This is a genomic window from Pseudomonas sp. R9.37 (assembly GCF_963878885.1).
GTDB lineage: Bacteria > Pseudomonadota > Gammaproteobacteria > Pseudomonadales > Pseudomonadaceae > Aquipseudomonas.
The window spans coordinates 664,924-691,819 of sequence record NZ_CAWNZA010000011.1; the positions used below are offsets into that span (position 1 = coordinate 664,924).

The following is a 26,896-nucleotide window of genomic DNA, read 5'->3' on the forward strand; positions in this document are numbered from 1 at the left end:
GCATGAGCGAAGAAAACACGTACGACTCGACCAGCATTAAAGTGCTGAAAGGTTTGGATGCCGTACGCAAACGTCCCGGTATGTACATTGGCGACACCGATGATGGTAGCGGTCTGCACCACATGGTCTTCGAGGTGGTCGACAACTCCATCGACGAAGCGTTGGCCGGTCACTGCGACGACATCAGCATCATCATCCATCCGGATGAGTCCATCACCGTGCGCGACAATGGTCGCGGCATTCCGGTAGACGTGCACAAAGAAGAAGGCGTTTCGGCGGCAGAGGTCATCATGACCGTGCTCCACGCCGGCGGTAAGTTCGACGACAACTCCTATAAAGTCTCCGGCGGTTTGCACGGTGTAGGTGTGTCGGTAGTGAACGCTTTGTCTGAAGAGCTGATTCTGACCGTTCGCCGCAGCGGCAAGATCTGGGAACAGACTTACGTGCACGGCGTGCCACAAGAGCCGATGAAAATCGTCGGTGACAGCGAATCCACCGGTACGCAGATCCACTTCAAACCATCGGCTGAAACCTTCAAGAATATCCACTTCAGCTGGGACATCCTGGCCAAGCGTATTCGTGAACTGTCCTTCCTCAACTCCGGTGTAGGCATCGTTCTCAAGGACGAACGCAGCGGCAAGGAAGAGCTGTTCAAGTACGAAGGCGGCCTGCGCGCATTTGTTGAATACCTGAACACCAACAAGACTGCGGTCAACCAGGTGTTCCACTTCAATATCCAGCGTGAAGATGGCATCGGTGTAGAAATCGCCCTGCAGTGGAACGACAGCTTCAACGAGAACCTGTTGTGCTTCACCAACAACATTCCTCAGCGCGATGGCGGTACTCACTTGGTGGGTTTCCGTTCAGCGTTGACGCGTAACCTGAACACTTACATCGAAGCCGAAGGCTTGGCCAAGAAACACAAGGTGGCTACCACCGGTGACGACGCACGTGAAGGCCTGACCGCGATTATCTCGGTAAAAGTGCCAGATCCCAAGTTCAGCTCCCAGACCAAAGACAAGCTGGTGTCTTCCGAAGTGAAGACCGCTGTGGAACAGGAGATGGGCAAATACTTCTCCGACTTCCTGCTGGAGAACCCGAACGAAGCCAAGCTGGTTGTCGGCAAAATGATCGACGCTGCACGTGCCCGTGAAGCCGCGCGTAAAGCCCGTGAGATGACCCGTCGTAAAGGCGCGCTGGATATCGCCGGCCTGCCGGGCAAACTGGCTGACTGCCAGGAGAAGGACCCTGCCCTCTCCGAACTGTACCTGGTGGAAGGTGACTCTGCTGGCGGTTCCGCCAAGCAGGGTCGTAACCGTCGCACCCAGGCGATCCTGCCGTTGAAGGGTAAGATCCTCAACGTTGAGAAAGCCCGCTTCGACAAGATGATTTCCTCTCAGGAAGTCGGCACGTTGATCACAGCCCTGGGCTGCGGTATCGGCCGCGACGAGTACAACATCGACAAGTTGCGCTACCACAACATCATCATCATGACCGATGCTGACGTCGACGGTTCGCACATCCGTACCCTGCTGCTGACCTTCTTCTTCCGTCAGCTGCCTGAGCTGATCGAGCGTGGCTATATCTACATCGCACAGCCGCCGTTGTACAAAGTGAAAAAAGGCAAGCAAGAGCAATACATCAAAGACGACGACGCCATGGAAGAGTACATGACGCAGTCGGCCCTGGAAGATGCCAGCCTGCACTTGAACGACGAAGCCCCGGGTATCTCTGGTGAGGCGCTGGAGCGTCTGGTTAACGATTTCCGCATGGTCATGAAGACCCTCAAGCGTCTGTCGCGTCTGTACCCTCAGGAGCTGACCGAGCACTTCATCTACCTGCCGGCCGTCAGCCTGGAGCAGTTGGGCGATCACGCGGCGATGCAGGATTGGCTGGCCCAGTACGAAGTGCGCCTGCGTACTGTCGAGAAGTCTGGCCTGGTGTACAAAGCCAGCCTGCGTGAAGACCGTGAGCGTAACGTGTGGCTGCCAGAGGTCGAACTGATCTCCCACGGCCTGTCGAACTACGTCACCTTCAACCGCGACTTCTTCGGCAGTAACGACTACAAAACCGTCGTTACGCTGGGCGCGCAATTGAGCACCTTGCTGGACGATGGTGCTTACATTCAGCGTGGCGAACGCAAGAAGCAGGTCAAGGAATTCAAAGAAGCCCTTGATTGGCTGATGGCAGAAAGCACCAAGCGTCACACTATTCAGCGATACAAAGGTCTGGGCGAAATGAACCCTGATCAGCTGTGGGAAACCACCATGGACCCAGCTCAGCGTCGCATGTTGCGCGTGACCATCGAAGACGCCATTGGCGCAGACCAGATCTTCAACACCCTGATGGGTGATGCGGTCGAACCTCGCCGTGACTTCATCGAAAGCAACGCCCTGGCAGTGTCCAACCTGGACTTCTGATCAGATCAGCCTGCTAAAACAAAAAGGCCAACGCTCAGCGTTGGCCTTTTTTATTGGGTCGGAATAAGCCGTTTTTGCAATGCTCCACGTGGAACATCAAGCTTATTGGTTCGAGTTTACTGCCGCCACACTTTCCAACCGATAACCGTATCCGTAGATGGTCAACAGTTGCCAGCCACGGTCGGCGGTCAGTCCCAGCTTGTTGCGCAGGCGATAGATATGAGTGTCCAGCGGCCGCGAAGAGACCATCTCCTCATGAGACCAGAACCGTTCATACAGATATTCACGAGACAGCGGACGCGCCAGATTGGCGAACAAGCAACTGGCCAAGCGGTATTCACGCTCAGTCAGGTTGATAGGTTTGCCCGCACGAGTGACGGTCAGTTCGGCATCGTCGAAGGTCAGATCGTTGAAGCTCTGCACTTCATGGGCAGTCGCTTTTTGCAAACCATGGCGACGCAGAACGGCCGTGATCCGGGCTTTCAGTTCATTGGGCCGGAAAGGTTTACTGACGTAATCATCCGCCCCACTGTTCAACGCCGTGACGATATCGCTCTCGGCGTCCCGACTGGTGAGCATGATCACGGCGGGCGGTGATTCCATGTGCTCGCGGGTCCAGCGCAGCAACGCGATACCCGTGATGTCGGGCAGTTGCCAGTCGAGTATCAGCAAGTCAAAGGTCTCCCGGCGCAGCTGGCGCAGCAGGTCTTCACCACGCTCGAAGCAATGCACGGACCACGGCTGTTCCGCGGTGCTGGGAATCTGTCGCAGTGTCTGCTCAACCCGGCGCAACTCAGCGGGCTCGTCATCCAGTATTGCGACACGCATGGGTGGGTCCCTTCTACTAAAAAAACGGCGCAAATGCCGGCCATCGAATCTGAATAATTGTGGTCAGATTCAGCGGACCATGAATCTATCGATACGCTGATATCAAAGAGCCTTTAATCCGTTGGAAGACCTCGATACCTTGGAGGAAAGATACCCACTCCTGCCCGTAAGGAAAAGGTTCAGCATGAAGCGCTCAGGAAACTCTAACAGTGAGACCGATATGAGCTTCACTGGGTTCAGTACACCGCTCATATCGAACAGGGAGAAGCAGGGGCATATGGCGCGTTCAACTATCCACTCTCGACACCTCTACACGCCTGCGACGGTAGCCCGGTGATGCTGTGGCGAAAATCCGAAAAACGCCAACCCACCCGAGCGCAACTGCTGTTCCACGGTTTGATACGTGAGTGGCTGTTGATTGGCCTGGTCCTGCTGCCCTTCACGGTTTACCTGTCGTTGAGCCCAGGTCTGGCCCTCAATAACCCGCTGTACGACAGCCTTCGCCGCCTGACGCCATTGCCGGTCGACCCGCGGATCCTGCTGGTGACTATTGATGACCAAAGCCTGAAAAAGCTAGGCCAGTGGCCCTGGCCGCGCAGCGTGCATGCTGACCTGATTGACCGGCTCAGTGCTGCTCGACCGGCAGGCATATTGTTTGATGTGATCTTCAGCGAGCCCGGCGAAGCGGCGGATGACCAACGACTGGCCGACGCGGTGTGCAAGGCCGGCAATGTGTTGTTGCCCACGGCGAGTTCAGACGCGCCGGATGAGCAACTGTTGCCACTGCTCAAATGCGCCAAAGGCATGGGCCAGATCAATGTCGAAGCCGATAACGACGGTGTCGTACGCAGCCTGTATATGCGCGAGGGTCCGCCCGGTAACACGCTTGCACAGCTGGCATGGCTCGCCTATACGTTGACTGGGCAAACATCACCCATGCCGGGGCTCGCCAAGGCACCTGACGGTCAGCATTGGCATCGTGAACACGCGGTTCGTGTTCCTTATACCGCGCAGGGCCACTTTCCCAGCGTGTCCTACGTCAGCGTATTACAGGGCGAGGTACCGCCCGACGTGTTGCGTGGCCGGTTGATATTGGTCGGCGCCACAGCCTATGGAATGGGTGACCGCTTTGTCACGCCCCTCTCCTCCACGGTGGGCTCCACGGCCGGAGTAGAGATCCAGGCCAACATCCTTAATGGATTGCTGCTGGGGCGCAGCATCGTCGATCTTCCAGGCTGGTTTGCCGCATTGATGGCCGCTTCGCTGGTGGCGTTGCTGCTGGGGCTGCTGTTGTATCGGCCGCGCTATGCGCTGTGGATGACCCTGGCTTGCATGGTCACCGCACTGCTCGGCTCATGGGCCTTGCTGCGCCTGGGGCATTGGTGGTCACCCGCAGCGTGTCTGATCGGGCTGCTGCTCAGCTATTTGATCTGGAATTGGCGCCGCCTGAGCGTGATCCTTGCTTACTTCGGCTGGGAACTGGCACGCCTGGACAACGAACCCAAAGTGCTGCCCGAGCGTCGCCGTGCGCCCGCCAGCAAAGGTGACGTATTGCAGGGGCGGATCTTTGCGCTTGAGCAGGCGGTAAGCCGCACGCGCGACACGCGGCGCTTTATGGCGGACGGGTTGGAGTGCCTGCCGGTGGCGACCCTGATTACCGATCCCAACGGCAGTATCCTGCTGGCCAACCGCGTCGCCCGTGAGGTGTTCGGCAACGATCTGGTGGCCACAAATCTATTGGAGCAACTCGCCGACCTCGGCTACCCGCCGCTGCACAATGGTGTTCGCCCTGCCCTATCGGCGCTGCAGCTTATCGAGTTTCGCGATATCCACCAGCGCAGTCTGCGCATGGAGCTGGCACCCTTGCTACCGGCCGAAGGTGATGTCGCCCTTGGCTGGCTGCTGAGCCTTACCGACTTGAGCAAGGAGCGTGAAGCCCAACAGCACCGCGAGACCATGTTGCGCTTCCTGTCCCATGACCTGCGTGCACCGCACTCGGCGATCCTGGCATTGCTGGATGTGCACAACGGCGATTCGCCGATATTTGCCCAGATCGAACAACAGGTGAAACGCGCATTGAGCCTCACCGAATCCTTCGTGCAGTTGGCCAAGGCCGAAGCTGACGGCTACCACTTCCAGCCGACGCTATTTGCCATGCTGGTCATGGATGCCTTTGACCAGGTGGCAGTGATCGCGCAGCTCAAAGGCATTCATCTGGTACACGATCTGGATGAGGCGGACGAGGGCATGGTGTCAGCCGATCAATCATTGCTGACACGGGCGCTGTTCAACGTGCTGGAAAACGCCATCAAGTACTCCCCGTCAGGCACCACCGTGACGCTGAGCCATGGCAGCACGCAAGGTTGGTTGGAATGCCGCATCAGCGATCAGGGGCCAGGCATCGCGCCTGGGGATTTGCCGGAGTTGTTCAGCCAGTACCGACGCTTCGATTCAGCCCAGGGCAGTGAGGGTTTGGGACTGGGGCTGACCATGGTCAAAGCCGTGATTGAGCGCCATGGTGGTCGTGTCCTGTGCGAGAGCGAGTTAGGCAAAGGCTCGACCTTCAGCCTGAAACTGCCCCTGCTTGATACGTAAAAACCTGGTTTTCTGCTGTGCATAAAAAACCGGTCAAAAGGACCGGTTTTTTAATGCGCAAAAAAACTTATGCACGTTTTTCGCGATTTTATTAGCTTGAGAAATATGTATGTAAATCAGCTTCTTATGAACCAAAAACGTCGATTCGCCAACAAACCGTACACAGGTTATCCACAGACGCTCAAATCGCCGGCGTCTCTACCACCACAGGCTCGGGAGGCAATGAGCCCATGGCCCGTTGCTGCGCTTCATTCCACGCTGCGGCGCGGTCATTCAACGCTGCAATGGCACGTGGTCCTTCGCCTTCTGCGTACATCGGCTCGCCAATCACCACCGTGATGGTGCCTGCGCGTTTGGCCCAACCGGTCTTCGGCCAGAACTTGCCGGCGTTATGCGCAATCGGCAATACCGGCAGGTTGGCGTTGACCGCCAGGGCGGTGCCGCCCCGCGAGAATTTACCTACGGTGCCGTAAGGCACACGCGTGCCTTCCGGAAAGATCAGTACCCAAACGCCATCTTTGAGCAACTCATCGCCTTTTTTGGCGACGTGCTTGAGCGCGGCCTTGGGGTTGTCACGATCAATGGCGATCGGGCGCAACATGGCCATGGCCCAGCCGAAAAACGGCACATACAGCAGCTCGCGCTTGAGCACCTGGCTCAACGGCGAAAAGTACGCGGAGAGGAAGAACGTTTCCCAGGTGCTCTGGTGGTTCGACAGAATCACGCAGGGCTGCTCCGGGACATTTTCAGCGCCCTTCACTTCGAAACGGATGTTCAGGAACACCTTGGTCAGCCACAGCGCACAGCGGCACCAATAAACGTTGATAAAGCGATAGCGCGCCTTGAACGGCAGGAACGGCGCAATAAAAAAGCTCAGGGTGCACCAGAGAAACGAACTGGTGCCCAGCAGCAGGTAAAAGAAAAAGGTTCTGATGGCCTGCAAGATCGACATGGCGGCATTTACCGTTGCGGGACACGGCCCGCCTGTTAAAAGCGCACTCCCGAACAGTCCTTGGTCAGGAAGTCGAGGGCGGCTAGTTGTTGATAAGTTCTGCGGCAACTGCCGCCAGATCGTCAAAAATCAAAGTGCCTACCGGCAGGTCTTTCGCCTGGGTCTTTTCGCCTTTCCCGGTCTTAACCAAAACTGGCTGAGAGTCGACGGCTTTGGCCGCCTCCAGGTCACCGAGGCTGTCCCCGACGAACCATAGCCCAGCCAAGGGCACCTTGTAATGTTCTGCAATGGTTTTCAACATGCCAGGCTTGGGTTTGCGGCAATCGCACCCCTCATCCGGCCCGTGGGGGCAGTACACCACCAGCCCCACTTCACCGCCCTGCTCGGCCACCAACGTGCGCAAGCGCGCGTGCATGGCGTCCAGGGTAGCGATGTCGTAATAACCACGGGCGATGCCGGACTGGTTGGTGGCGATGGCCACTGTCCAGCCGGCTTTGCTCAACTGCGCGATGGCCTCGATCGAGCCGGGCAGTGGAATCCACTCCGCCACCGACTTGATGTAAGCGTCGGAGTCGTAATTGATCACTCCGTCTCGATCGAGAATCAGCAGTTTCAACATGATCAGCCCAGTACGGAAATGTCAGCGATGTTGATGAACAAACCACGCAGACGCGCCAGCATGGCGTAGCGGTTTTTCCGCACGCCGGCATCGTCGGCATTGATCATCACGGCTTCGAAAAACGCATCCACCGGCTCACGCAAGGTGGCCAGGCGCGCCAGTGCTTCGGCGTAGTTACGTTCAGCGAGCAGCGGCTTCACTGCGTTTTCGGCCTTGGCGATGGCCGAGTTCAACGAGAACTCCTTGGCATCGGCAAACAGGCCCGGGTCGACTTCGGTATTGCCGAGGTTGTCGGCCTTGCTCAGCAGGTTCGACACGCGCTTGTTCACGGCAGCCAGTGCATCGGCTTCCGGCAGCTTGCGGAAGGCCTGTACGGCCTGCACTCGCTGATCGAAGTCCAGCGCCGAGCCGGGTTGCAGGGCACGGACCGACAGGTACACCGAAACATCCACGCCTTCGTCTTCGTAACGCGCACGCAGGCGGTCGAACACGAACTCCAGCACTTGCTCGGCCAAACCGGCTTGCTTGACCTTGCCACCGAACTGGCCGACCGCAAACACCACGGCCTGGGTCAGGTCGAGGTCGAGCTTTTTGTCGATCAGGATACGCAGCACGCCCAAGGCAGCACGGCGCAGGGCGTACGGGTCTTTGCTGCCGGTGGGCAACATGCCGATACCGAAGATACCGACGAGAGTGTCCAGCTTGTCGGCGATGGCTACGGCCGCACCGGTCAAGGTGGTTGGCAGCTCAGCACCGGCACCGCGCGGCATGTACTGCTCGTTCAGCGCCAGGGCTACATCGTCCGGCTCGCCGTCGTTGAGGGCGTAGTAGTAACCGGCAACGCCTTGCATCTCCGGGAACTCGCCGACCATTTCGGTGGCCAGGTCACACTTGGACAGCAGGCCAGCGCGGGCAGCCCAGGCAGCGTCACCGCCAATGCGCGGCGCAATGTAGGCCGCCAGCTTGGAAACGCGCACGGCTTTGTCGTAGACGCTGCCGAGTTTTTCCTGGAACACCACGTTTTGCAGGCGCAGGTTGAAGTCTTCGAGCTTCTGCTTTTTGTCTTGCTTGAAGAAGAACTCGGCGTCGGTCAGGCGCGGGCGAACGACTTTCTCGTTACCGGCGATGATCTGCTGCGGGTCCTTGCTTTCGATGTTGGCCACGGTGATGAAGCGCGGCAGCAACTTGCCGTCCACGTCCAGCAGGCAGAAATACTTCTGGTTGTCCTGCATGGTGGTGATCAGCGCTTCTTGCGGCACGTCGAGGAAACGCTCTTCGAACGAGCACACCAGCGGCACTGGCCACTCAACCAAAGCGGTCACTTCATCGAGCAGGCTTGGCGGCACGATGGCGGTGCCTTCCTGCAGGCGGGCCAGCTCTTCGGTGCGCTTGCTGATCAGCTCGCGACGCTCATTGGCATCAGCCAGCACGTAAGCGGCGCGCAGGTCGGCGGCATAGTTGGCGGGCGAAGTGATGCGCACGGCTTCTGGGTGGTGGAAGCGATGACCACGCGAGTCACGGCCCGCCTGCTGAGCGAGGATCGTGCAGTCGATGACCTGATCACCGAGCAGCATCACCAGCCACTGGGTTGGGCGTACGAATTCTTCTTTGCGAGCACCCCAGCGCATGCGCTTGGGGATCGGCAGGTCGTTGAGGGAATCTTCAACGATGGTCGGCAACAGGCTCGCCGTCGGCTTGCCGGTGATGACCTGGCTGAAACGCAGTTTCGGGCCGCTCTGGTCGATCTCGCTCAGCTCGACGCCGCACTTCTTGGCAAAGCCCAGGGCTGCTTGAGTCGGGTTGCCTTCTGCATCGAAGGCGGCCTGGCGCGGCGGGCCGTCGAGGTTGATGCTGCGGTCCGGCTGCTGGGTTTCCAGCGCGGTCAGCAACACAGCCAGACGACGTGGCGCGGCGTAGACTTTTTTCGCCGCGAATTTCAGGCCAGCGCTGTGCAGGCCTTTTTCAATACCGGCCAGGAACGCGTCGGCCAGGGTGTTGAGTGCCTTGGGTGGCAGCTCTTCGGTGCCCAGTTCAACCAAAAAATCTTGAGCACTCATTGTGCAGCCTCCAGCTTAGCCAACACTTCATCACGCAGGTCCGGGGTTGCCATCGGGAAGCCCAGCTTGGCGCGCGCCAGCAGGTAGGCTTGGGCGACGGAACGCGCCAGGGTGCGCACACGCAGGATGTATTGCTGGCGCGCGGTGACCGAGATGGCACGGCGGGCATCCAGCAGGTTGAAGGTATGGGAGGCCTTCAACACCATTTCATAACTTGGCAACGGCAGCGGCTGGTCGAGTTCGATCAGGCGCTTGGCTTCGCTTTCATAGAAGTCGAACAGCTCGAACAGCTTGTCGACGTTGGCGTGTTCGAAGTTGTAAGTGGACTGCTCCACTTCGTTCTGATGGAACACATCGCCATAGGTGACCTTGCCGAACGGGCCGTCAGCCCACACCAGGTCATAGACCGAGTCCACGCCTTGCAGGTACATGGCCAGGCGCTCCAGGCCGTAGGTGATCTCGCCGGTCACCGGGTAGCACTCAATGCCGCCCGCTTGCTGGAAGTACGTGAACTGCGTCACTTCCATGCCGTTGAGCCAGACTTCCCAGCCCAGGCCCCAGGCACCCAGGGTTGGCGATTCCCAGTTGTCTTCGACGAAACGGATGTCGTGCACCAGTGGGTCCAGGCCGACATGTTTCAGCGAGCCCAGGTACAGCTCCTGGAAGTTGTCCGGGTTGGGCTTGAGTACCACCTGGAACTGGTAGTAGTGCTGCAGGCGGTTCGGGTTTTCGCCGTAGCGGCCGTCAGTCGGGCGACGACTGGGCTGCACATAAGCGGCGTTCCAGGTTTCCGGGCCAATGGCCCGCAGGAATGTAGCGGTGTGGAAAGTGCCGGCGCCTACTTCCATATCGTAGGGCTGAAGTACCACACAACCTTGCTCGGCCCAGTATTGCTGGAGGGCGAGGATCAAGTCTTGGAAGGTACGCACGGCTGGCGTAGGCTGGCTCACGAAATTCACCTGTTACTTGGGCTGCGATTTAAAGAGCGGGAGTATACCCGATTCGGCCGCGCCACCATCCCCTGGAGCCTTATGCCACGCTGCTTTTGGTGTTCTGAAGATCCGCTGTACATGGCTTATCACGATCAGGAGTGGGGAACGCCGCTGCGCGATGCGCAGGGTCTGTTCGAGTTGCTTTTGCTCGAAGGGTTCCAGGCGGGCCTGTCCTGGATCACCGTTTTACGCAAACGCGAGCATTATCGAAAGGTCCTGTTCGGCTTTGATGCACAGCGTCTGGCGCGCCTCAGCGATGCCGAGATCGAGGCGCTGATGCTCGACCCTGGCATCGTGCGCAATCGCCTGAAGCTCAACGCCACCCGCCGCAATGCCGCGGCCTGGCTGGCGCTGGAAGACCCAGTGGGTTTGCTTTGGTCGTTCGTGGGCGGCGTGCCCAAGGTCAATCACTTCAAGGACCGCAGCGAGGTCCCGGCGATTACGCCCGAGGCTGAAGCCATGAGCCGCGCCTTGAAAAAAGCCGGCTTCACCTTCGTCGGCCCGACCATTTGCTACGCCTTCATGCAGGCCAGCGGGATGGTCATGGACCACACTCAAGACTGCGACCGTTACGCGGACTTGGCCAACGCCGGTTAGAATGCCGGCTTTGCGCACCACACACGATCAGGAGTGACCTGTGGAAAAGTTTAAAGGCGCCTTGCTGGTAGGCGCTCTTCGGTTGTTTGCCTTGTTGCCTTGGCGCGCTGTTCAGGCCGTGGGCACGGCAATTGGCTGGATCATGTGGAAAACCCCCAACCGCTCCCGCGAAACAGTGCGGATCAATCTCTCCAAATGCTTCCCGGACATGGACCCCGCCGCCCGCGAGCGCCTGGTCGGCCAGAGCTTGATGGACATCGGCAAGTCCCTGACGGAAAGCGCCTGCGCCTGGATCTGGCCGGCCCAGCGTTCCATCGACCTGGTGCGCGAAGTCGAGGGCCTCGAAGTGCTGCACGAAGCCCTGGCCTCGGGCAAAGGCGTGGTGGGCATCACCAGCCACCTGGGCAACTGGGAAGTGCTCAATCACTTTTATTGCAACCAGTGCAAACCGATCATTTTCTACCGCCCGCCCAAGCTCAAGGCGGTGGATGAACTGCTGCAAAAACAGCGCGTGCAATTGGGCAACCGCGTGGCGGCGTCCACCAAGGAAGGCATTCTCAGCGTGATCAAGGAAGTGCGCAAAGGCGGCCAGGTGGGCATTCCCGCCGACCCGGAACCGGCGGAATCGGCCGGGATCTTCGTGCCGTTCTTCGCCACCCAGGCGCTGACCAGCAAGTTTGTGCCGAACATGCTTGCGGGCCACAAGGCGGTGGGCGTGTTCCTGCATGCGCTGCGGCTGCCGGACGGTTCAGGTTACAAAGTGATTCTGGAAGCGGCGCCGGAAGACATGTACAGCACCGACACCGCCACATCCTGCGCGGCGATGAGCAAGGTGGTGGAGCGCTATGTCGGCGCCTACCCGAGCCAATACATGTGGAGCATGAAACGCTTCAAGAAACGCCCGCCGGGTGAGGCGCGGTGGTATTGATACTCGACTGACTCAAGGTCGATGCAAAACCAATGTGGGAGCGGGCTTGCTCGCGAAGGCGGTGTATCAGCTACACATTCAGTGACTGACGCTCAGCCTTCCCAAGCAAGCCCGCTCCACATGTTTGATCGCCATTCAGGCCTGGCGGTCGAGCTTTTTCAGGAACACTGTCATCTCTTTTTCGGCCTGCTTGTCGCCATGGGCCTGAGCCGCTTCAATGCCCTTCTCCCACGCCAGCCGCGCCGCCGCACGGTCGCCCAACGCCGCCTGCGCCTTGCCCAACAACTTCCACGCCGCCGAATACTTCGGATCAAACTCGACACACTTGTGCAAATGCTCGGCCGCCTTGGCGTTGTCCTTCGCGTCCAGATAACCCTTGCCCAAGCCAAAGCGCAGCAATGAATTATCCACACCCTTGGCGAGCATTTTTTCCAGGGATTCGAGCATGGTGGCGTGTCCTTTCAGCTGGGTAGGGTTTTCAATCGCGTCATCGCGGGCAAGCCCGCTTGCGCGCTAAAAACGCGATCACCTGTGGGAGCGGGCTTGCCCGCGATGACGACGGCAGGCTCACCTGAATGTTTTGATCAGAAAAAGCTCAAGCCCACGTGGAACAACTTCTCCACATCGCGGATATGTTTCTTGTCCACCAGAAACAGAATCACATGGTCGCCCGTGACGATCACCGTATCGTCGTGGGCGATGAGCACCTCTTCGTCACGAATGATCGCGCCAATGGTGGTGCCCGGCGGCAAGCCGATATCGCGGATGGCCTTGCCGATCACCTTGCTCGACTTTGAGTCGCCATGGGCAATCGCCTCAATGGCTTCCGCCGCGCCCCGGCGCAGTGAGTGCACGCTGACGATATCGCCACGGCGCACATGAGCCAGCAAGGTGCCGATGGTGGCCAGCTGCGGGCTGATGGCGATGTCGATATCGCCACCCTGGATCAAGTCGACGTAGGCCGGGTTGTTGATGATGGTCATCACCTTCTTCGCCCCCAGCCGCTTGGCCAACAGCGAGGACATGATATTGGCCTCGTCATCGTTGGTCAGTGCCAGGAAAATATCGGCGTCGGCGATGTTCTCTTCCATCAGCAGGTCGCGGTCCGAGGCGCTGCCTTGCAGTACGACGGTGCTGTCGAGGGTGTCGGACAAATGCCGGCAGCGTGCCGGGTTCATCTCGATGATCTTCACCTGGTAGCGGCTTTCGATGGCTTCGGCCAAGCGCTCGCCGATCTGCCCACCGCCGGCGATGACGATGCGTTTGTAGGTCTCGTCCAGCCGGCGCATTTCGCTCATGACCGCGCGAATATTCGCTTTGGCGGCGATGAAAAATACCTCGTCGTCGGCCTCGATCACGGTATCGCCCTGGGGCAGGATCGGCCGGTCGCGCCGGAAAATCGCCGCCACGCGGGTTTCTACATTCGGCATGTGCTCGCGCAACTGGCGCAGTTGCTGGCCCACCAGCGGACCGCCGTAATAGGCTTTAACGGCGACCAATTGCGCCTTGCCCTCGGCAAAGTCGATCACCTGCAAGGCGCCCGGAATTTCGATCAGGCGCTTGATGTAGTGAGTCACCACTTGTTCGGGGCTGATCAGCACGTCCACTGGAATCGCGTCGTTGTCGAAAAGCCCTGCACGGGTCAGGTAAGCCGCCTCACGGACGCGGGCGATTTTGGTGGGCGTGTGAAACAGGGTGTGGGCGACCTGGCAGGCGACCATATTGGTCTCGTCACTGTTGGTGACGGCCACCAGCATGTCGGCATCGTCGGCACCGGCTTGGCGCAGCACCGTCGGGAATGACGCGCGGCCTTGCACGGTGCGGATGTCGAGACGGTCGCCGAGGTTGCGCAGGCGCTCGGCATCGGTGTCGACCACCGTGATGTCGTTGGCTTCGCTGGCCAAATGCTCGGCCAGCGTGCCGCCGACCTGCCCTGCCCCAAGGATGATGATTTTCATCCGGTCACTCCCTTAAACCCATTAGCCGCGCGCGGCGGCAATCTTGATCAGTTTGGCGTAGTAGAAGCCATCGTGTCCGCCTTCTTGCGCGAGCAGCTGACGGCCGTGAGGCTGCTTGATGCCGGCTGCCGTGGCGAGGTCCAGCTCGCGCGCGCCGCTGGTGCGGGCGAGGAAGGCTTCGATCACTTCGGTGTTCTCGGTGGGCAAGGTCGAGCAGGTGGCGTAGAGCAGAATGCCGCCGACTTCCAGGGTTGGCCACAGGGCGTCGAGCAGTTCGCCTTGCAGCCCGGCCAGGGCGGCAATGTCGTCGGGTTGGCGGGTCAGCTTGATGTCCGGGTGGCGGCGAATCACGCCGGTGGCGGAGCACGGCGCGTCCAGCAGGATGCGCTGGAAGGGTTTGCCGTCCCACCAAGTGGCGGTGTCGCGGCCGTCAGCGGCGATCAGCTCGGCGCTCAAGCCCAGGCGGGCGAGGTTTTCACGCACGCGCACCAGGCGCTTGGCTTCCAGGTCGACGGCGACGACAGCGGCGAGGTCTTTTTCGACTTCCAGAATGTGACAGGTCTTGCCGCCGGGTGCGCAGCAGGCGTCGAGCACGCGTTGGCCGGGCGCCAAGTCGAGCAGGTCGGCGGCCAGTTGCGCGGCTTCGTCCTGCACGCTGATCCAGCCTTCGGCAAAACCAGGCAGGCTGCGTACGTCGGTGGCCGCTTCCAGCACGATGCCGTCGACGCTGTACACGCACGGCGTGGCGTTGATGCCGGCGTCGGTGAGCAGTTGCAGGTAGGCGTCGCGGCTGTGATGGCGACGGTTGACCCGAAGAATCATTGGCGGGTGCGCATTGTTGGCCGCGCAGATGGCTTCCCATTGCTCAGGCCAGAAGGCTTTCAGGGACTTTTGCAGCCAGCGTGGGTGTGCGGTGCGCACCACCGGGTCGTGTTCCAGCTCGGCCAGCAGCGCCTCGCTCTCACGCTGGGCGCGGCGCAGCACGGCGTTGAGCAGCGCCTTGGCCCAAGGTTTTTTCAGCTTGTCGGCGCACCCAACGGTTTCACCGATGGCGGCGTGGGCCGGCACGCGGGTGTAGAGCAATTGGTAGAGGCCGACCAGCAGCAGCGCTTCCACATCCGCATCCGCCGCTTTGAACGGCTTTTGCAGCAGCTTGGCCGCCAGCGCCGACAAGCGTGGCTGCCAGCGTGCGGTGCCAAAGGCCAGGTCCTGGGTGAAACCGCGATCACGGTCTTCAACCTTATCCAGCTGCGTAGGCAGCGAACTGTTCAGTGAAGCCTTGCCATTCAGTACGGCGGCGAGGGCCTTGGCGGCGGCCAGACGCGGGTTCATTGAGCGACCGCCCCGAGAACCGTGCCCAGGGCAAATTTCTCACGACGGCTGTTGAACAAATCGCTGAAATTAAGCGCTTTACCGCCGGGCAATTGCAGACGGGTCAGGCACAGCGCCTGTTCACCGCAGGCGACCAACAGGCCTTCTTTGCTGGCGCCGATGATTTCGCCGGGGGCGCCTTTGCCTTCAGCCAGGGTGGCGGCCAGTACTTTCAAGGCTTCGCCACTGAGTGTGCTGTGGCAGATCGGCCATGGGTTGAAGGCGCGCACCAGGCGCTCCAGCTCTACGGCCGGGCGGCTCCAGTCGATGCGCGCTTCGTCTTTATTCAGTTTGTGGGCGTAGGTGGCCAGGCTGTCGTCCTGCACTTCGCCTTCGAGGGTGCCGGCAGCCAGGCCGGCGATGGCCTGGACCACAGCGGGCGGGCCCAGCTCGGCTAGACGGTCATGCAGGCTGCCGCCGGTGTCTTGGGCGGTGATCGGGGTAGTGACTTTCAGCAGCATCGGGCCGGTGTCCAGGCCCGCCTCCATGCGCATCACGGTCACACCGCTTTCACGGTCGCCGGCTTCCACGGCGCGCTGGATCGGCGCCGCACCGCGCCAGCGTGGCAACAGCGAAGCGTGGCTGTTGATGCAGCCCAGGCGCGGGATATCCAGCACCGCCTGAGGCAGGATCAAGCCATAGGCCACGACCACCAGCAGGTCTGGCTTCAACGCCGCCAGCTCCGTCTGGGCCTCGGCGTTGCGCAGGGTTGGCGGTTGCAGCACAGGGATGTTGTGTTCCAGCGCCAGCTGCTTGACCGGGCTCGGCATCAGTTTTTGCCCGCGACCGGCCGGGCGGTCCGGCTGGGTGTACACCGCGACAATGTCATAAGGGCTGGCAAGCAGCGCCTTGAGGTGTTCGGCAGCGAATTCGGGAGTGCCGGCAAAAACAATGCGCAGTGGCTCGGTCATGAGAGGTCTCGGTTAAAAACAGTCACAAAAGAAAAAGGCTTGCCGCAGCAAGCCTTTGGAAGAAGGGCATCAAGCTTGCTGGCGATGCTTTTTTTCCAGCTTCTTCTTGATCCGGTCGCGTTTAAGCGTGGACAGGTAATCGACAAACAGCTTGCCGTTGAGGTGGTCGCACTCGTGCTGGATACACACGGCCAGCAGGCCATCGGCGATCAGCTCGTAGGGCTTGCCGTCACGGTCCAGCGCCTTGATCTTCACGCGCAGCGGGCGTTCGACGTTCTCGTAGAACTCCGGCACCGAGAGGCAGCCTTCCTGGTATTCGCCCATCTCTTCGGTCAGCGGTTCGAACTCGGGGTTGATAAACACCCGCGGTTCGCTGCGATCTTCCGACAGGTCCATGACCACGACGCGCTGATGCACGTTGACCTGGGTGGCGGCGAGGCCGATGCCCGGGGCTTCATACATTGTTTCAAACATGTCATCGACCAACTGACGAACCTTGTCGTCCACTACGGCCACCGGTTTGGCGATCGTGCGCAGGCGCGAGTCGGGAAATTCGAGGATGTTCAAAATAGCCATAAGCGTAATTGCTGCACATGTGAGGTAGAGGCAAATCGGCGGTGGGATGGACCCAGGCAGCCGGTGTGAAAGGTTCGAAAGCCGCGAAGGCTATGGCATTTCACGCGAACGCACATAATAAAGGAGATTGACCCCATGAGGAAATCGCTACTCGTCTTGCTGCTGTGGACGCCGCTCACGATGGCCTTGATCTCACCGCCTGGCCAGCGCCTGGAGCCGGCGACGCAGCAGGCCATCCAGTACTTTTTGCTGCACAACCGCATACTCGACACGGCCCACGACCTGGACAACGCGCCTTACATTGTCGCGGCCGACGCGGGCCGGGTGCTGGGTGCCAACGGCGACCGTGTGTATGCAAGGGGCGCCCTGGACCCCACACAGCCCAATTACGGGATTTTTCGCCGCGCCAAGGCCTACACGGACCCCGACACTCAGGAATTGCTGGGCATCAACGCCGACAACATCGGCACCGCGCGCTTCGTAATGGCCGGGGATCTCACCACGCTGGCGGTGCAGCGAGTCACCCAGGAAGTACGTCCCGGCGATCGGCTGCTGCGCGCCGAACCTCCGGTTGAGCCGGCCCCGGTGAAGCGTGCGTCCTTTGTTAAGGGGCACATCATCGACATTCCCAAAGGCGTCACCCAGATTGGCGTACTGGACGCCGTTACCCTGAACAAAGGCCGACGCGACGGGCTGGTTGAAGGCCAATTGCTGACCGTGATCAAAGCCGGCGAGACGATCCGCGATACCCTCACCGGCGCGGCAACCCAACTCCCCGATGAACGCGCCGGCACGCTGCTGGTGTTTCGCACCTATGAAAAGCTCAGCTATGGCCTGGTTCTCAGCGCCTCACGCTCGCTGGCAGTCATGGACCGATTCGAGACTGCCCAACAAACACAATAAATAGCCTGCTAAATAAGTTACCAACAGAGTTATCCACAGCTTGTTCCGGTCAAGGATGATCAAATGTATCCGATAAACAGCAGCGAAATTTCCCCGTCAGAACTGGAAGCTCGACTACGCTTGCACAGGCTGCCAGAACTGGGTTCCAAGCGTTTTCGTGTGTTGCTCGAAGCCTTCGGCTCTGCCTCAAAAGCCATCAGCGCCCCTGCCAGTGCATGGCGTTCCCTCGGGTTGCCGGCCGTCAGCGCCGATGCCCGCCGCAGCCCTGAAATACGCGACGGTGCCAGTGAAGCATTGGCGTGGTTGGAGCAGCCGGCCCAGCATTTGCTGATGTGGGACCAACCTGAGTACCCGGCACTCCTCGCCCAGATCGACGATGCCCCGCCGCTATTGTTCGTCGCCGGTGACCCCAAAATCCTGGAAAAACCGCAGTTGGCCATGGTCGGCAGTCGCCGTGCTTCGCGACCCGGCATGGACACCGCAGCGGCCTTTTCCCGCAGCTTGGCGAGCGCCGGTTTTGTCATCACCAGTGGTCTTGCGTTGGGCATAGACGGCGCGGCTCACCAGGCAGCGCTGGATGCCGGCGGCCAGACAATCGGCGTGCTCGGCACCGGGCTTGAAAACTTTTATCCACAGCGCCACCGGCAGCTCGCAGCCACGATGATTGCCCAGGGCAGCGCGGTGGTTTCCGAGTTTCCGTTGGACGCCTCGCCACAGGCTGGCAACTTCCCCCGGCGCAACCGGATCATCAGTGGCCTGTCGCTGGGCGTGCTGGTGGTGGAAGCCAGCATGGCCAGTGGCTCGCTGATCACCGCGCGGCTGGCGGCCGAGCAAGGGCGCGAGGTGTATGCGATCCCGGGTTCGATCCATCACCCCGGTGCCAAAGGCTGCCACCAATTGATCCGCGATGGCGCGACGCTGGTGGAATCCATCGAGCACATTCTGGAAGGGTTACGTGGCTGGCAGGCGCTGTCCCGGCCGGCGCCCCTGCCGGTCACGCATCCGCTGGTGGCGCTGCTGCATGCCGCGCCTCACACCAGCGAGGGCTTGGCCCTTGCCAGCGGGCGGCCGTTGTCCCAGGTGCTGGCTACCCTCACCGAGCTTGAGCTCGAAGGCCAGGTGATCTGCGAAAGCGGGCGCTGGCTTGCGCGCTGCTAGGTTTTGTAAAGAAGATCGGTAAACTGCGCAGAGCTTTAGTCCGGAGAGTGAGTAATGGTCAACAGGTGGCGTGTGCTGGAAACCGCACGGGAAATTCGCGCAGGCGCGGTGATTGCCTACCCGACCGAAGCGGTCTGGGGCCTTGGCTGCGATCCGTGGAACGAAGAAGCGGTGGACCGGCTGCTGGCGATCAAGAATCGGTCGGTGGACAAGGGCCTGATCCTGGTGGCGGACAATATTCGCCAGTTCGATTTTCTCTTTGAAGACTTCCCGGACACCTGGATCGAGCGCATGGCCAGCACCTGGCCTGGGCCCAATACCTGGCTGGTGCCCCATCAGGACTTGCTGCCTGAGTGGGTAACGGGTGTGCATGACACGGTGGCGTTGCGGGTGACTGATCATCCGCTGGTGCGGGATTTGTGCTCGCTGGTCGGGCCGCTGATTTCCACCTCGGCGAACCCGCAAGGGCGCCCGGCTGCGCGCACGCGGCTTCGCGTGGAGCAATACTTCCGTGGCCAGGTAGATCGGGTATTGGGCGGCGCTCTGGGTGGGCGCAAGAACCCGAGCCTGATTCGCGATTTGGCGACGGGTGAGGTGGTGCGGCCTTCCTGAGAGCCCGGTGCGGCCATCGCGGGCAAGCCCGCTCCCACATTCGGTCGCGTTCCTTCAGTTGAAATGCGATCAAAGTGTGGGAGCCGGGCTTGCCCGCGATGAGGCCATTACTGACCCCAGCGATCTATCGCCTTACGGCAACAAAATGGTCGACCCGGTAGTCCGCCGCCCCGACAGCTCAGTCTGCGCTTTCGCCGCGTCCGCCAGCGAAAACCGCTGGTTGATATCAATGCGCACCTTGCCGCTCTTGATCATCGAGAACAAATCATCTGCCATCGCCTGCAAGTCTTTCGGGTTGCTGGCGTAAGTCGCCAAGGTCGGCCGGGTGACATACAGCGAGCCCTTGGCCGCCAGAATGCCCAGGTTCACCCCGTCCACCGCGCCCGACGCATTACCAAAACTCACCACCAGCCCACGTGGCGCCACGCTGTCCAGCGAGGTCAGCCAGGTGTCCTTGCCGACGCCGTCGTACACCACCGGGACTTTTTTGCCGTCGGTCAATTCCAGTACGCGTTGTGCGACGTTTTCCTTGCTGTAGTCGATCGTTTCCCAGGCGCCGAGGGATTTGGCCAAGGCGGCTTTTTCCGGCGAGCTCACCGTACCGATGAGCTTCACGCCCAGGGCTTTGGCCCATTGGCAGGCCAGCGAGCCCACACCACCGGCGGCGGCGTGGAACAGAATGGTTTCGCCGCCCTTCAATTCGTAGGTTTGACGCAGCAGGTACTGCACGGTCAGGCCTTTGAGCATCGCACCGGCAGCCTGTTCGAAGCTGATGCCGTCCGGCAGGTGCACCAGGTTGGCGGCGGGCAGTACGTGCAATTCGCTGTAGGCGCCCAGCGGGCCGCTGCCGTAAGCCACGCGGTCGCCGACTTTGAATTGCGTAACCTCGCTGCCCACGGCATCGACCACACCGGCGCCCTCTGCGCCCAGGCCCGAGGGCAGGGCCGGCGGCGCGTAAAGGCCGCTGCGGAAGTAGGTGTCGATGAAGTTCAGGCCGATGGCCTCGTTGCGCACACGAACCTGCTGCGGGCCGGGCTCTGCCGGCGTGTAGTCCACATATTCAAGCACTTCGGGGCCGCCATGGGCGCTGAACTGGATACGTTTGGCCATCTGCACTTCTCCTGAGGTCGAATTCGCGTAGCCCTCTATCCCACTCCTATGCTTGATCTTCGTCAACTGCGGCGCACCTAAGTGCAGTGCCACGTAATCGCAGTGGTATCCTGTGCGCCCATTTGCCGCCGACGCCGCATGGCCTCGCGTAGCTTTGCCCGATTCAAGGTGATGCCATGACTACCCGCACCGAGGCTGTTAAAGCCTACCTGCTCGACCTGCAAGACCGCATTTGCAGCGCCCTGGAAACCTTCGAGACGGACACTCGCTTTATCGAAGACGCCTGGACCCGGCCTGCCGGTGGCGGCGGTCGCACCCGTGTGATCGAAAATGGTACGGTCATCGAAAAAGGCGGCGTTAACTTTTCCCACGTGTTCGGCAGCGGTCTCCCACCGTCCGCCAGCGCGCATCGCCCCGAGCTGGCCGGTCGCGGGTTTGAAGCCTTGGGCGTGTCGTTGGTGATCCACCCGCACAACCCGCATGTGCCGACGTCCCACGCCAATGTGCGCTTTTTCATCGCCGAAAAAGAAGGCGAAGAACCGGTGTGGTGGTTCGGGGGCGGCTTCGACCTCACGCCCTACTACGGCAACGAGGAAGACTGCATCCACTGGCACCGCGTTGCCGAGCAGGCCTGTGCGCGGTTCGGGCCGGACGTGTACGCGCGCTACAAAGCCTGGTGCGATACGTATTTCCATATCAAGCACCGCAACGAACCGCGCGGCATCGGCGGCCTGTTCTTCGACGATCTGAACGAGTGGGACTTCGACACCTGCTTCGCCTTCATCCGCGCCATCGGCGATGCATACATCGACGCCTACCTGCCGATCGTGCAGCGCCGCAAGGCCATGGCTTACACCGAACAGCAGCGCCAGTTCCAGGAGTTCCGCCGAGGACGCTACGTCGAATTCAACCTGGTCTACGACCGTGGCACCCTGTTCGGCCTGCAGTCGGGCGGGCGCACCGAGTCGATCCTGATGTCGCTGCCACCGCAAGTGCGCTGGAGCTATGACTGGAAGGCCGAGGCCGGTAGCGAAGAAGCGCGTCTCACCGATTACTTCCTGCAAGACCGCGACTGGCTCGGCCTCGCCGCGCCCAAGGCGGCTGTCTGATGGACCGTTATGTGGTGTTCGGCAACCCTATCGGCCACAGCAAGTCGCCGTTGATTCATCGCATGTTCGCCGAGCAGACCGGCGAGCAACTGGACTACAGCACCTTGCTCGCGCCTTTGGAGGATTTCACCGGCTGTGCCCGTGAGTTTTTTCAGCAAGGCCGTGGCGCCAATGTCACGGTGCCATTCAAGGAAGACGCCTACCGCTTGGCCAACAGCCTGACTGAGCGTGCCCAGCGCGCCGGCGCGGTGAACACCCTGAGCAAGCTGGCCGACGGCACCCTGCTGGGTGACAACACCGACGGCGCCGGCCTGGTGCGCGACCTGAAGGTGAATGCCGGGTTGAACCTGCAAGGCAAACGCATCCTGTTGCTCGGTGCTGGCGGCGCGGTGCGTGGGACGTTGGAGCCCCTGCTGGCCGAGCAGCCTGCCGCGCTGATCATCGCCAACCGCACGGTGGAAAAGGCCGAGTTGCTCGCCGAGCTGTTTGACGATCTGGGCTCTGTGTCGGCCAGCGGTTTCGACTGGCTGCGTGAGCCGGTGGACCTGATCATCAATGCCACGTCCGCGAGCCTGTCAGGCGATGTACCGCCGATTGCCAGCAGCCTGATCGAGCCGGGCAAGACCTTTTGCTACGACATGATGTACGCCAAGGAACCCACCGCGTTCTGCCGTTGGGCGACAGAGCATGGCGCAGCAGTGGCGATGGATGGCCTGGGCATGCTCGTGGAGCAGGCGGCGGAAGCGTTCTTCCTGTGGCGCGGTGTGCGCCCGGAGTCGGCGCCGGTGTTGGCTGAGTTGCGCCGCCAGTTGGCCTGACACAACGCGAATGTAGTCACAGTCAGTGTGGGAGCGGGCTTGCTCGCGAAAGCGGTAGCTCAGTTAAGTAATTGTTGACTGACATACCGCTTTCGCGAGCAAGCCCGCTCCCACAGTTTTAACCGTGTTTATTCTTCGAAATGGATGGGGCATTTATCGGCCCCTTCGAGTTTTTTCAGCTCTTCCACCACCTGCGGCCTGGCCCTGCGCAACGTCAGGCTACGCCCCAACCCCTTCAATCGACGCGCCTCCTGGTGCAGCATCTCCACCCCGGAATAGTCGATAAAGTTGATCTGCTGCGCTTCGATCACCACCCGCTCGCCCTGCAGGCTTTGCAGGCGCACTTGCAGGTAATGGCTGGCGCCAAAAAAGATCGAACCGCCGACCCGCAACACGTCTTCGTCACCGTCGCGCCACTGCTGAACACGCGGTTGCGAGGTGCGTTTGAGATAGAAGAACAGCGACGCCAGCACCCCGGCGTAAATCGCCGTTTGCAGCTCCAGCAGCAAGATGGCAACGCACGTCAGGCTCATCACCACAAATTCTGCGCGGCTCACGCGAAACAGCGCGCGGATGCCGCGGTGATCCACCAGGCCCCAGCAAATCAGCAGGATGCTCGCGGCCATGCTGGGGATTGGTATGTGCGCGATCAATGCCGCCCCAAATACGGCAAACAACGCCACCCAGCCGGCGGAAAACACGCCTGCCAAGGGTGAGCAAGCGCCCGCCTCGTAACTGAGGCCGGAGCGTGTAAAGGAACCGGCCGACAAGTAGCCAGAGAAAAATCCGCCGACGATATTGGATAAGCCCTGCGCGCGGACTTCCTGATTGGCGTCGAGCAATTGCTGCGAACGTGCCGACAGCGAGCGCGCAATCGACAAACTGGTCACCAGCCCGAGCATGCCCACCGCCACCGCGCTCGGCAGCAGGCGCAGGAGCATGTCCAGGTCCATCGGCAATGGGCTGAACGGCGGCAGTGTGCCCACAAACGAACTGACCCGCGCCACATGCCCGAACATCGACGGCCACAACCACGCCGCCAGGCTGCCCAAGGCCAGGGCGATCAACAGTGTTGGCCAGCGTGGTACCCGGTATTTGAGCAGCGCGCCCACCAGCAAAGTGCCCAGGCCCAAGGCGAGGGAGGCGTGGTCCCATTCGCCGGCGTGATCGATGAGCGCCAGCAAACTCTTGATCGCTGTGGCTTGGCTGGGCAGGTCCAACCCCAGCAGGTTGGGCAATTGCCCCAAGGCGATCACTACGGCAGCGCCGAGGGTGAAGCCCAGCACCACCGAATGAGAGACGAAATTGACCAGCGCGCCGAAGCGCAGCAGACCCAGCAGCCACTGGAAAACGCCGGCGAGGACGGTCAGCAGCAGGATCAGCGTGATGTAGTCCTTCGACCCTGGCACGGCCAAGGGGCTGACGCTGGCGTAGAGCACGATGGAGATGGCGGCGGTAGGCCCGCAGATCAGGTGCCAGGAGGAACCCCACAGGCAGGCGATCAGTACCGGGACGATGGCGGCGTACAAGCCGTATTCGGGTGGGAGACCGGCGATCAGCGCGTAGGCAATCGACTGCGGCAGCGCGAGCACGGCACCGCTTAAGCCAACCATCGCGTCCCGGCCGACGCTGGCGCGGGTTTGGCGCGGGAGCCAGGCGAGGAAGGGCAAGAGAGTGTGTCGGTTGGGCCGGGGCATGAAAGGCTCGGTTCGAAAGGTTTGCATCAGGGTATCAGCACACACAGCCCCCCGTGGGAGCTGGCTTGCCTGCGATAGCATCACCCGTGTCTAACTGACAGACCGAGTTGTCTGCATCGCGGGCAAGCCAGCTCCCACAAAAGCCAGTTCCCAAAAGGATCGATGTCGGGGGGTTAGAGCTTGGCTTTGACTGCCGCCAACGCATCCTGGCCGTCCACGGTTTTTACGCCATCGAGCCACTTATCCAGCACCGCTGGATTGGCCTTGATCCACGCCTTCGCCGCATCAGCGTTGCTGACTTTTTTATTTACCACCTCCGCCATGATGCTGTTCTCCATTTCCTGGGTGAAACTCAGGTTGGTCAGCAGTTTTCCGACATTCGGGCAGGCTTGTGCATAGCCCTTGCGGGTCAAGGTATAAACACTGCCGGTGTCACCGAAGTACTTCTCGCCACCCTTGAGGTAATGCATTTTCAACTGCACGTTCATCGGGTGCGGCGTCCAGCCGAGGAAGGTCACGAATTTCTGTTTTTTAACCGCCCGCGACACTTCGGCCAGCATCGCCTGCTCACTCGACTCGATCAGCTTCCACTGGCCGAGGTCGAAGTCGTTCTTCTTGATGATGTCCTGCAGCGAGATATTGGCCGGCGCGCCGGAGCCGATGCCGTAGATCTTCTTGTCGAACTTGTCGGCAAACTTGTTCAGGTCGGCAAAGTCATGCACCCCGGCGTCCCACACGTAGTCCGGCACCGCGAGGGTGAACTCTGTGCCGTCGAGGTTTTTTGCCAGTTGCACCACATCGCCATTGGCCACGAACTTGTCATAGAAGCCCTGCTGCGCCGGCATCCAATTGCCCAGGAACACATCCACCTGGCCGTCCTTGAGCCCGCCAAAGGTGATCGGCACCGCCAGGGTGTCGACCTTGGCCTTGTAGCCCATGCCGTTCAACAGAAAACCGGTGATGGCATTGGTGGCGGCGATATCGCTCCAGCCTGGATCGGCCATCTTCACCGTGTCGCAGCCAGTGTCCGCGTACGCATTGGCGCTACTGAACACCAACATGCCCAGCACTACAGTCAACTTTTGCATGGCCTTCCCTCTGTCTATTTATTGGTGTTGGCAGGGTTGTGGGTAACGTGCCTTACGCTCCAGGTCGTCGAGGTCGATATGGTTGCGCATGTATTGCTGACTGGCGTCCACCAGTGGCTGGTGATCCCAGCTCTTCAGCTTGCCTTGGGTCAGCGCCTCAAACACCAGGCGGCGACGGCGTTGGCTGGCGAGCACCTGCTGGTGGATCGCCGGGATGTCCCATTTGGCCCGCGCCTCACTCAAAAACGCCTCGAACAGTGGCCGGTGTTCCGGTGACTGGCTGAGGTTTTCCCGCTCGTGCGGGTCGTTGTGCACATCGAACAGTAGACAAGGATCGTCCTCGCTGTAGATGAACTTGTACGCGCCACGGCGAATCATCATCAGCGGGCTGATGGTGCCTTCGGCCATGTATTCGCCAAACACTTCGTCGTGCCCGCCCTGCCCCTGCAAGTGCGGAACCAGCGAGCGTCCGTCCAGCGGCAAGCGTGGGTCCGGCTCGCCGCCGGCCAGCTCCACCAACGTCGGCAACAGGTCGGCCGTGGAAACCGCTTTGGTTACGCGGCCCGCCGCGAATTGCCCCGGCGCACTGACCAGCAGCGGCACGCGGGCGGCCATTTCAAACCAGTGCATTTTGTACCAGAGGCCGCGCTCGCCGAGCATGTCGCCGTGGTCGCCGGAGAAGATGATGATCGTGTCATCGGCAAGGCCGGTGTCTTCCAGGGTTTGCAGGAGTTTGCCGACGTTGCTGTCGATGTAGCTGCACGCGCCAAAATAGGCGCGGCGCGCATCACGGATCTTGTTCAGCGGCAGCGGCTTGTCCCACAGGTCGTAGACCTTGAGCAGGCGCTGCGAATGCGGGTCGAGGTCGGCCTGGGCCGGCGTCGTAGGCAATGGGATGTCGGCATCGTCGTACAGGTCCCAAAACGGCTTGGGAATGGTGTACGGGTCGTGTGGGTGAGTCATCGACACGGTCAGGCAGAACGGCTGGTCACCCTCATTGCGGATATGGTCGAACAGGTACTGCTGGGCCTTGAACACCACCTCTTCGTCGAAATCCAGCTGGTTGGTGCGCACGCACGGGCCGGCTTGCAGCACCGATGCCATGTTGTGATACCAAGTGGGGCGCACGTCCGGCTCATCCCAGTTCACCGCCCAGCCATAGTCGGCGGGGTAAATGTCGCTGGTCAGGCGTTCTTCATAGCCGTGCAACTGGTCAGGGCCGCAGAAGTGCATCTTGCCCGACAGCGCGGTGCGGTAGCCGAGGCGGCGCAGGTAGTGGGCATAGGTCGGCACATCGCCAGGGAAGTCTGCCGCGTTGTCGTAGGCGCCGATCTTGCTCGGCAACTGGCCGCTGACCAGCGTGAACCGCGATGGCGCGCACAGCGGGCTGTTGCAATAGGCGGCGTCGAACACCACACCCTGTTCGGCGAGGCGGCTCAGGTTTGGCAGTTTGATCGGGGAAGGTCCGTAGAACGGAAGCAGCGGCGCGGCCATTTGATCGGCCATGATGAAAAGAATGTTCTTGCACTTCATGAGTCTTCGGCATTCCATAGGCGGTGTTTATGCGAATGAGCATGCGGCCCAGGGAAAATGGGGT

The 26,896-nt window shown here is 60.8% G+C and carries 23 protein-coding genes; 9 read left to right on the plus strand and 14 right to left on the minus strand.

Annotated features, from left to right (window positions below):
* Positions 1–2 precede the first annotated feature (2 nt).
* Entirely contained in the window at positions 3–2,420 is a 2,418-nt protein-coding gene (gene gyrB, locus AACU78_RS09685; RefSeq protein WP_106575975.1) for a DNA topoisomerase (ATP-hydrolyzing) subunit B, read from the plus strand.
* Positions 2,421–2,522: 102 nt separating this feature from the next.
* Here gyrB and AACU78_RS09690 read toward each other — a convergent pair whose 3' ends face one another.
* The gene (locus AACU78_RS09690) at positions 2,523–3,248 is read right to left on the minus strand and encodes a response regulator transcription factor (protein ID WP_106575976.1); all 726 of its coding nucleotides are present in this window, start codon (positions 3,246–3,248) and stop codon (positions 2,523–2,525) included.
* Positions 3,249–3,581: 333 nt separating this feature from the next.
* On the opposite strand from AACU78_RS09690, the gene AACU78_RS09695 reads away from it, so the two are divergent.
* The gene (locus AACU78_RS09695; RefSeq protein WP_106575977.1) at positions 3,582–5,843 is read left to right on the plus strand and encodes a CHASE2 domain-containing protein; all 2,262 of its coding nucleotides are present in this window, start codon (positions 3,582–3,584) and stop codon (positions 5,841–5,843) included.
* 181 nt (positions 5,844–6,024) lie between these two features.
* Here the strand turns inward: AACU78_RS09695 and AACU78_RS09700 are convergent, their stop codons facing one another.
* From AACU78_RS09700 to glyQ, 4 genes are all read right to left on the minus strand, one after another.
* Positions 6,025–6,795: a lysophospholipid acyltransferase family protein gene (locus AACU78_RS09700; protein ID WP_106575978.1), complete on the minus strand. Its 771-nt coding sequence runs from the start codon at positions 6,793–6,795 to the stop codon at positions 6,025–6,027.
* Between the two features lie 82 nt (positions 6,796–6,877).
* Positions 6,878–7,417: a D-glycero-beta-D-manno-heptose 1,7-bisphosphate 7-phosphatase gene (gene gmhB / locus AACU78_RS09705; protein ID WP_177410061.1), complete on the minus strand. Its 540-nt coding sequence runs from the start codon at positions 7,415–7,417 to the stop codon at positions 6,878–6,880.
* Entirely contained in the window at positions 7,417–9,471 is a 2,055-nt protein-coding gene (gene glyS, locus AACU78_RS09710) for a glycine--tRNA ligase subunit beta (protein ID WP_106575979.1), read from the minus strand. Before glyS ends, gmhB begins: the two co-directional genes overlap by 1 nt.
* Complete coding sequence (glyQ, locus tag AACU78_RS09715; protein WP_003187265.1) at positions 9,468–10,421, minus strand: glycine--tRNA ligase subunit alpha; 954 nt, start codon at positions 10,419–10,421, stop codon at positions 9,468–9,470. Before glyQ ends, glyS begins: the two co-directional genes overlap by 4 nt.
* A gap of 81 nt (positions 10,422–10,502) precedes the next feature.
* Between glyQ and AACU78_RS09720 the strand changes: the two genes are divergently transcribed.
* Positions 10,503–11,060 (plus strand): DNA-3-methyladenine glycosylase I, encoded by a 558-nt coding sequence (locus AACU78_RS09720; RefSeq protein ID WP_106575980.1) that lies wholly within the window; start codon positions 10,503–10,505, stop codon positions 11,058–11,060.
* Positions 11,061–11,100: 40 nt separating this feature from the next.
* Positions 11,101–11,988 carry a lysophospholipid acyltransferase gene (locus AACU78_RS09725; protein ID WP_106575981.1) on the plus strand — a complete coding sequence of 296 codons (888 nt, stop codon included), beginning with the start codon at positions 11,101–11,103 and terminating at the stop codon, positions 11,986–11,988.
* A gap of 135 nt (positions 11,989–12,123) precedes the next feature.
* On the opposite strand, the gene AACU78_RS09730 is transcribed toward AACU78_RS09725, so the two are convergent.
* From AACU78_RS09730 to def, 5 genes are all read right to left on the minus strand, one after another.
* Positions 12,124–12,435 carry a hypothetical protein gene (locus AACU78_RS09730; RefSeq protein ID WP_106575982.1) on the minus strand — a complete coding sequence of 104 codons (312 nt, stop codon included), beginning with the start codon at positions 12,433–12,435 and terminating at the stop codon, positions 12,124–12,126.
* A gap of 137 nt (positions 12,436–12,572) precedes the next feature.
* A complete protein-coding gene (gene trkA / locus AACU78_RS09735) occupies positions 12,573–13,946 on the minus strand; it encodes a Trk system potassium transporter TrkA (protein WP_106575983.1) in 1,374 nt (457 codons plus the stop codon).
* A 21-nt stretch (positions 13,947–13,967) separates the two neighbouring features.
* On the minus strand, positions 13,968–15,278 hold the full coding sequence (rsmB, locus tag AACU78_RS09740; RefSeq protein ID WP_106575984.1) for a 16S rRNA (cytosine(967)-C(5))-methyltransferase RsmB: 1,311 nt from the start codon (positions 15,276–15,278) through the stop codon (positions 13,968–13,970).
* Positions 15,275–16,228, minus strand: coding sequence for a methionyl-tRNA formyltransferase (gene fmt / locus AACU78_RS09745; protein WP_106575985.1), 954 nt, complete (start codon positions 16,226–16,228; stop codon positions 15,275–15,277). Before fmt ends, rsmB begins: the two co-directional genes overlap by 4 nt.
* Before the next feature lie 69 nt (positions 16,229–16,297).
* The gene (def, locus tag AACU78_RS09750; RefSeq protein ID WP_016970668.1) at positions 16,298–16,804 is read right to left on the minus strand and encodes a peptide deformylase; all 507 of its coding nucleotides are present in this window, start codon (positions 16,802–16,804) and stop codon (positions 16,298–16,300) included.
* A gap of 135 nt (positions 16,805–16,939) precedes the next feature.
* Here def and AACU78_RS09755 point away from each other — a divergent pair, with 135 nt between their 5' ends.
* From AACU78_RS09755 to AACU78_RS09765, 3 genes are all read left to right on the plus strand, one after another.
* Entirely contained in the window at positions 16,940–17,707 is a 768-nt protein-coding gene (locus tag AACU78_RS09755) for a peptidoglycan-binding protein (RefSeq protein WP_106575986.1), read from the plus strand.
* A gap of 63 nt (positions 17,708–17,770) precedes the next feature.
* On the plus strand, positions 17,771–18,865 hold the full coding sequence (gene dprA / locus AACU78_RS09760; protein WP_106575987.1) for a DNA-processing protein DprA: 1,095 nt from the start codon (positions 17,771–17,773) through the stop codon (positions 18,863–18,865).
* A gap of 54 nt (positions 18,866–18,919) precedes the next feature.
* Positions 18,920–19,477: an L-threonylcarbamoyladenylate synthase gene (locus AACU78_RS09765; RefSeq protein WP_106575988.1), complete on the plus strand. Its 558-nt coding sequence runs from the start codon at positions 18,920–18,922 to the stop codon at positions 19,475–19,477.
* 132 nt (positions 19,478–19,609) lie between these two features.
* Here AACU78_RS09765 and AACU78_RS09770 read toward each other — a convergent pair whose 3' ends face one another.
* Positions 19,610–20,587: an NADPH:quinone reductase gene (locus tag AACU78_RS09770; protein ID WP_106575989.1), complete on the minus strand. Its 978-nt coding sequence runs from the start codon at positions 20,585–20,587 to the stop codon at positions 19,610–19,612.
* A 176-nt stretch (positions 20,588–20,763) separates the two neighbouring features.
* On the opposite strand from AACU78_RS09770, the gene hemF reads away from it, so the two are divergent.
* Positions 20,764–21,696 (plus strand): oxygen-dependent coproporphyrinogen oxidase, encoded by a 933-nt coding sequence (gene hemF, locus AACU78_RS09775; protein ID WP_106575990.1) that lies wholly within the window; start codon positions 20,764–20,766, stop codon positions 21,694–21,696.
* Positions 21,696–22,514: a shikimate dehydrogenase gene (aroE, locus tag AACU78_RS09780; protein WP_106575991.1), complete on the plus strand. Its 819-nt coding sequence runs from the start codon at positions 21,696–21,698 to the stop codon at positions 22,512–22,514. Before hemF ends, aroE begins: the two co-directional genes overlap by 1 nt.
* Before the next feature lie 128 nt (positions 22,515–22,642).
* On the opposite strand, the gene AACU78_RS09785 is transcribed toward aroE, so the two are convergent.
* The 3 genes from AACU78_RS09785 to betC form a co-directional block, all read right to left on the minus strand.
* Positions 22,643–24,211 (minus strand): SulP family inorganic anion transporter, encoded by a 1,569-nt coding sequence (locus AACU78_RS09785; protein WP_106576080.1) that lies wholly within the window; start codon positions 24,209–24,211, stop codon positions 22,643–22,645.
* A 173-nt stretch (positions 24,212–24,384) separates the two neighbouring features.
* Positions 24,385–25,299 carry a choline ABC transporter substrate-binding protein gene (gene choX / locus AACU78_RS09790; protein WP_106575992.1) on the minus strand — a complete coding sequence of 305 codons (915 nt, stop codon included), beginning with the start codon at positions 25,297–25,299 and terminating at the stop codon, positions 24,385–24,387.
* A gap of 18 nt (positions 25,300–25,317) precedes the next feature.
* Entirely contained in the window at positions 25,318–26,832 is a 1,515-nt protein-coding gene (betC, locus tag AACU78_RS09795) for a choline-sulfatase (protein ID WP_106575993.1), read from the minus strand.
* Positions 26,833–26,896: the final 64 nt, after the last annotated feature.

Coding starts and splice junctions, on each gene's coding strand:
- aroE (WP_106575991.1), top strand. CDS start 21,696: ATGGACCGTTATGTGGTGTTCGGCAACCCTATCGGCCACAGCAAGTCG.
- fmt (WP_106575985.1), bottom strand. CDS start 16,228: ATGACCGAGCCACTGCGCATTGTTTTTGCCGGCACTCCCGAATTCGCT.
- AACU78_RS09700 (WP_106575978.1), bottom strand. CDS start 6,795: ATGTCGATCTTGCAGGCCATCAGAACCTTTTTCTTTTACCTGCTGCTG.
- AACU78_RS09730 (WP_106575982.1), bottom strand. CDS start 12,435: ATGCTCGAATCCCTGGAAAAAATGCTCGCCAAGGGTGTGGATAATTCA.
- def (WP_016970668.1), bottom strand. CDS start 16,804: ATGGCTATTTTGAACATCCTCGAATTTCCCGACTCGCGCCTGCGCACG.
- betC (WP_106575993.1), bottom strand. CDS start 26,832: ATGAAGTGCAAGAACATTCTTTTCATCATGGCCGATCAAATGGCCGCG.
- glyS (WP_106575979.1), bottom strand. CDS start 9,471: ATGAGTGCTCAAGATTTTTTGGTTGAACTGGGCACCGAAGAGCTGCCA.
- dprA (WP_106575987.1), top strand. CDS start 17,771: ATGTATCCGATAAACAGCAGCGAAATTTCCCCGTCAGAACTGGAAGCT.
- rsmB (WP_106575984.1), bottom strand. CDS start 15,278: ATGAACCCGCGTCTGGCCGCCGCCAAGGCCCTCGCCGCCGTACTGAAT.
- trkA (WP_106575983.1), bottom strand. CDS start 13,946: ATGAAAATCATCATCCTTGGGGCAGGGCAGGTCGGCGGCACGCTGGCC.
- AACU78_RS09770 (WP_106575989.1), bottom strand. CDS start 20,587: ATGGCCAAACGTATCCAGTTCAGCGCCCATGGCGGCCCCGAAGTGCTT.
- AACU78_RS09785 (WP_106576080.1), bottom strand. CDS start 24,211: ATGCCCCGGCCCAACCGACACACTCTCTTGCCCTTCCTCGCCTGGCTC.
- gyrB (WP_106575975.1), top strand. CDS start 3: ATGAGCGAAGAAAACACGTACGACTCGACCAGCATTAAAGTGCTGAAA.
- AACU78_RS09720 (WP_106575980.1), top strand. CDS start 10,503: ATGCCACGCTGCTTTTGGTGTTCTGAAGATCCGCTGTACATGGCTTAT.
- AACU78_RS09755 (WP_106575986.1), top strand. CDS start 16,940: ATGAGGAAATCGCTACTCGTCTTGCTGCTGTGGACGCCGCTCACGATG.
- AACU78_RS09765 (WP_106575988.1), top strand. CDS start 18,920: ATGGTCAACAGGTGGCGTGTGCTGGAAACCGCACGGGAAATTCGCGCA.
- choX (WP_106575992.1), bottom strand. CDS start 25,299: ATGCAAAAGTTGACTGTAGTGCTGGGCATGTTGGTGTTCAGTAGCGCC.
- hemF (WP_106575990.1), top strand. CDS start 20,764: ATGACTACCCGCACCGAGGCTGTTAAAGCCTACCTGCTCGACCTGCAA.
- AACU78_RS09690 (WP_106575976.1), bottom strand. CDS start 3,248: ATGCGTGTCGCAATACTGGATGACGAGCCCGCTGAGTTGCGCCGGGTT.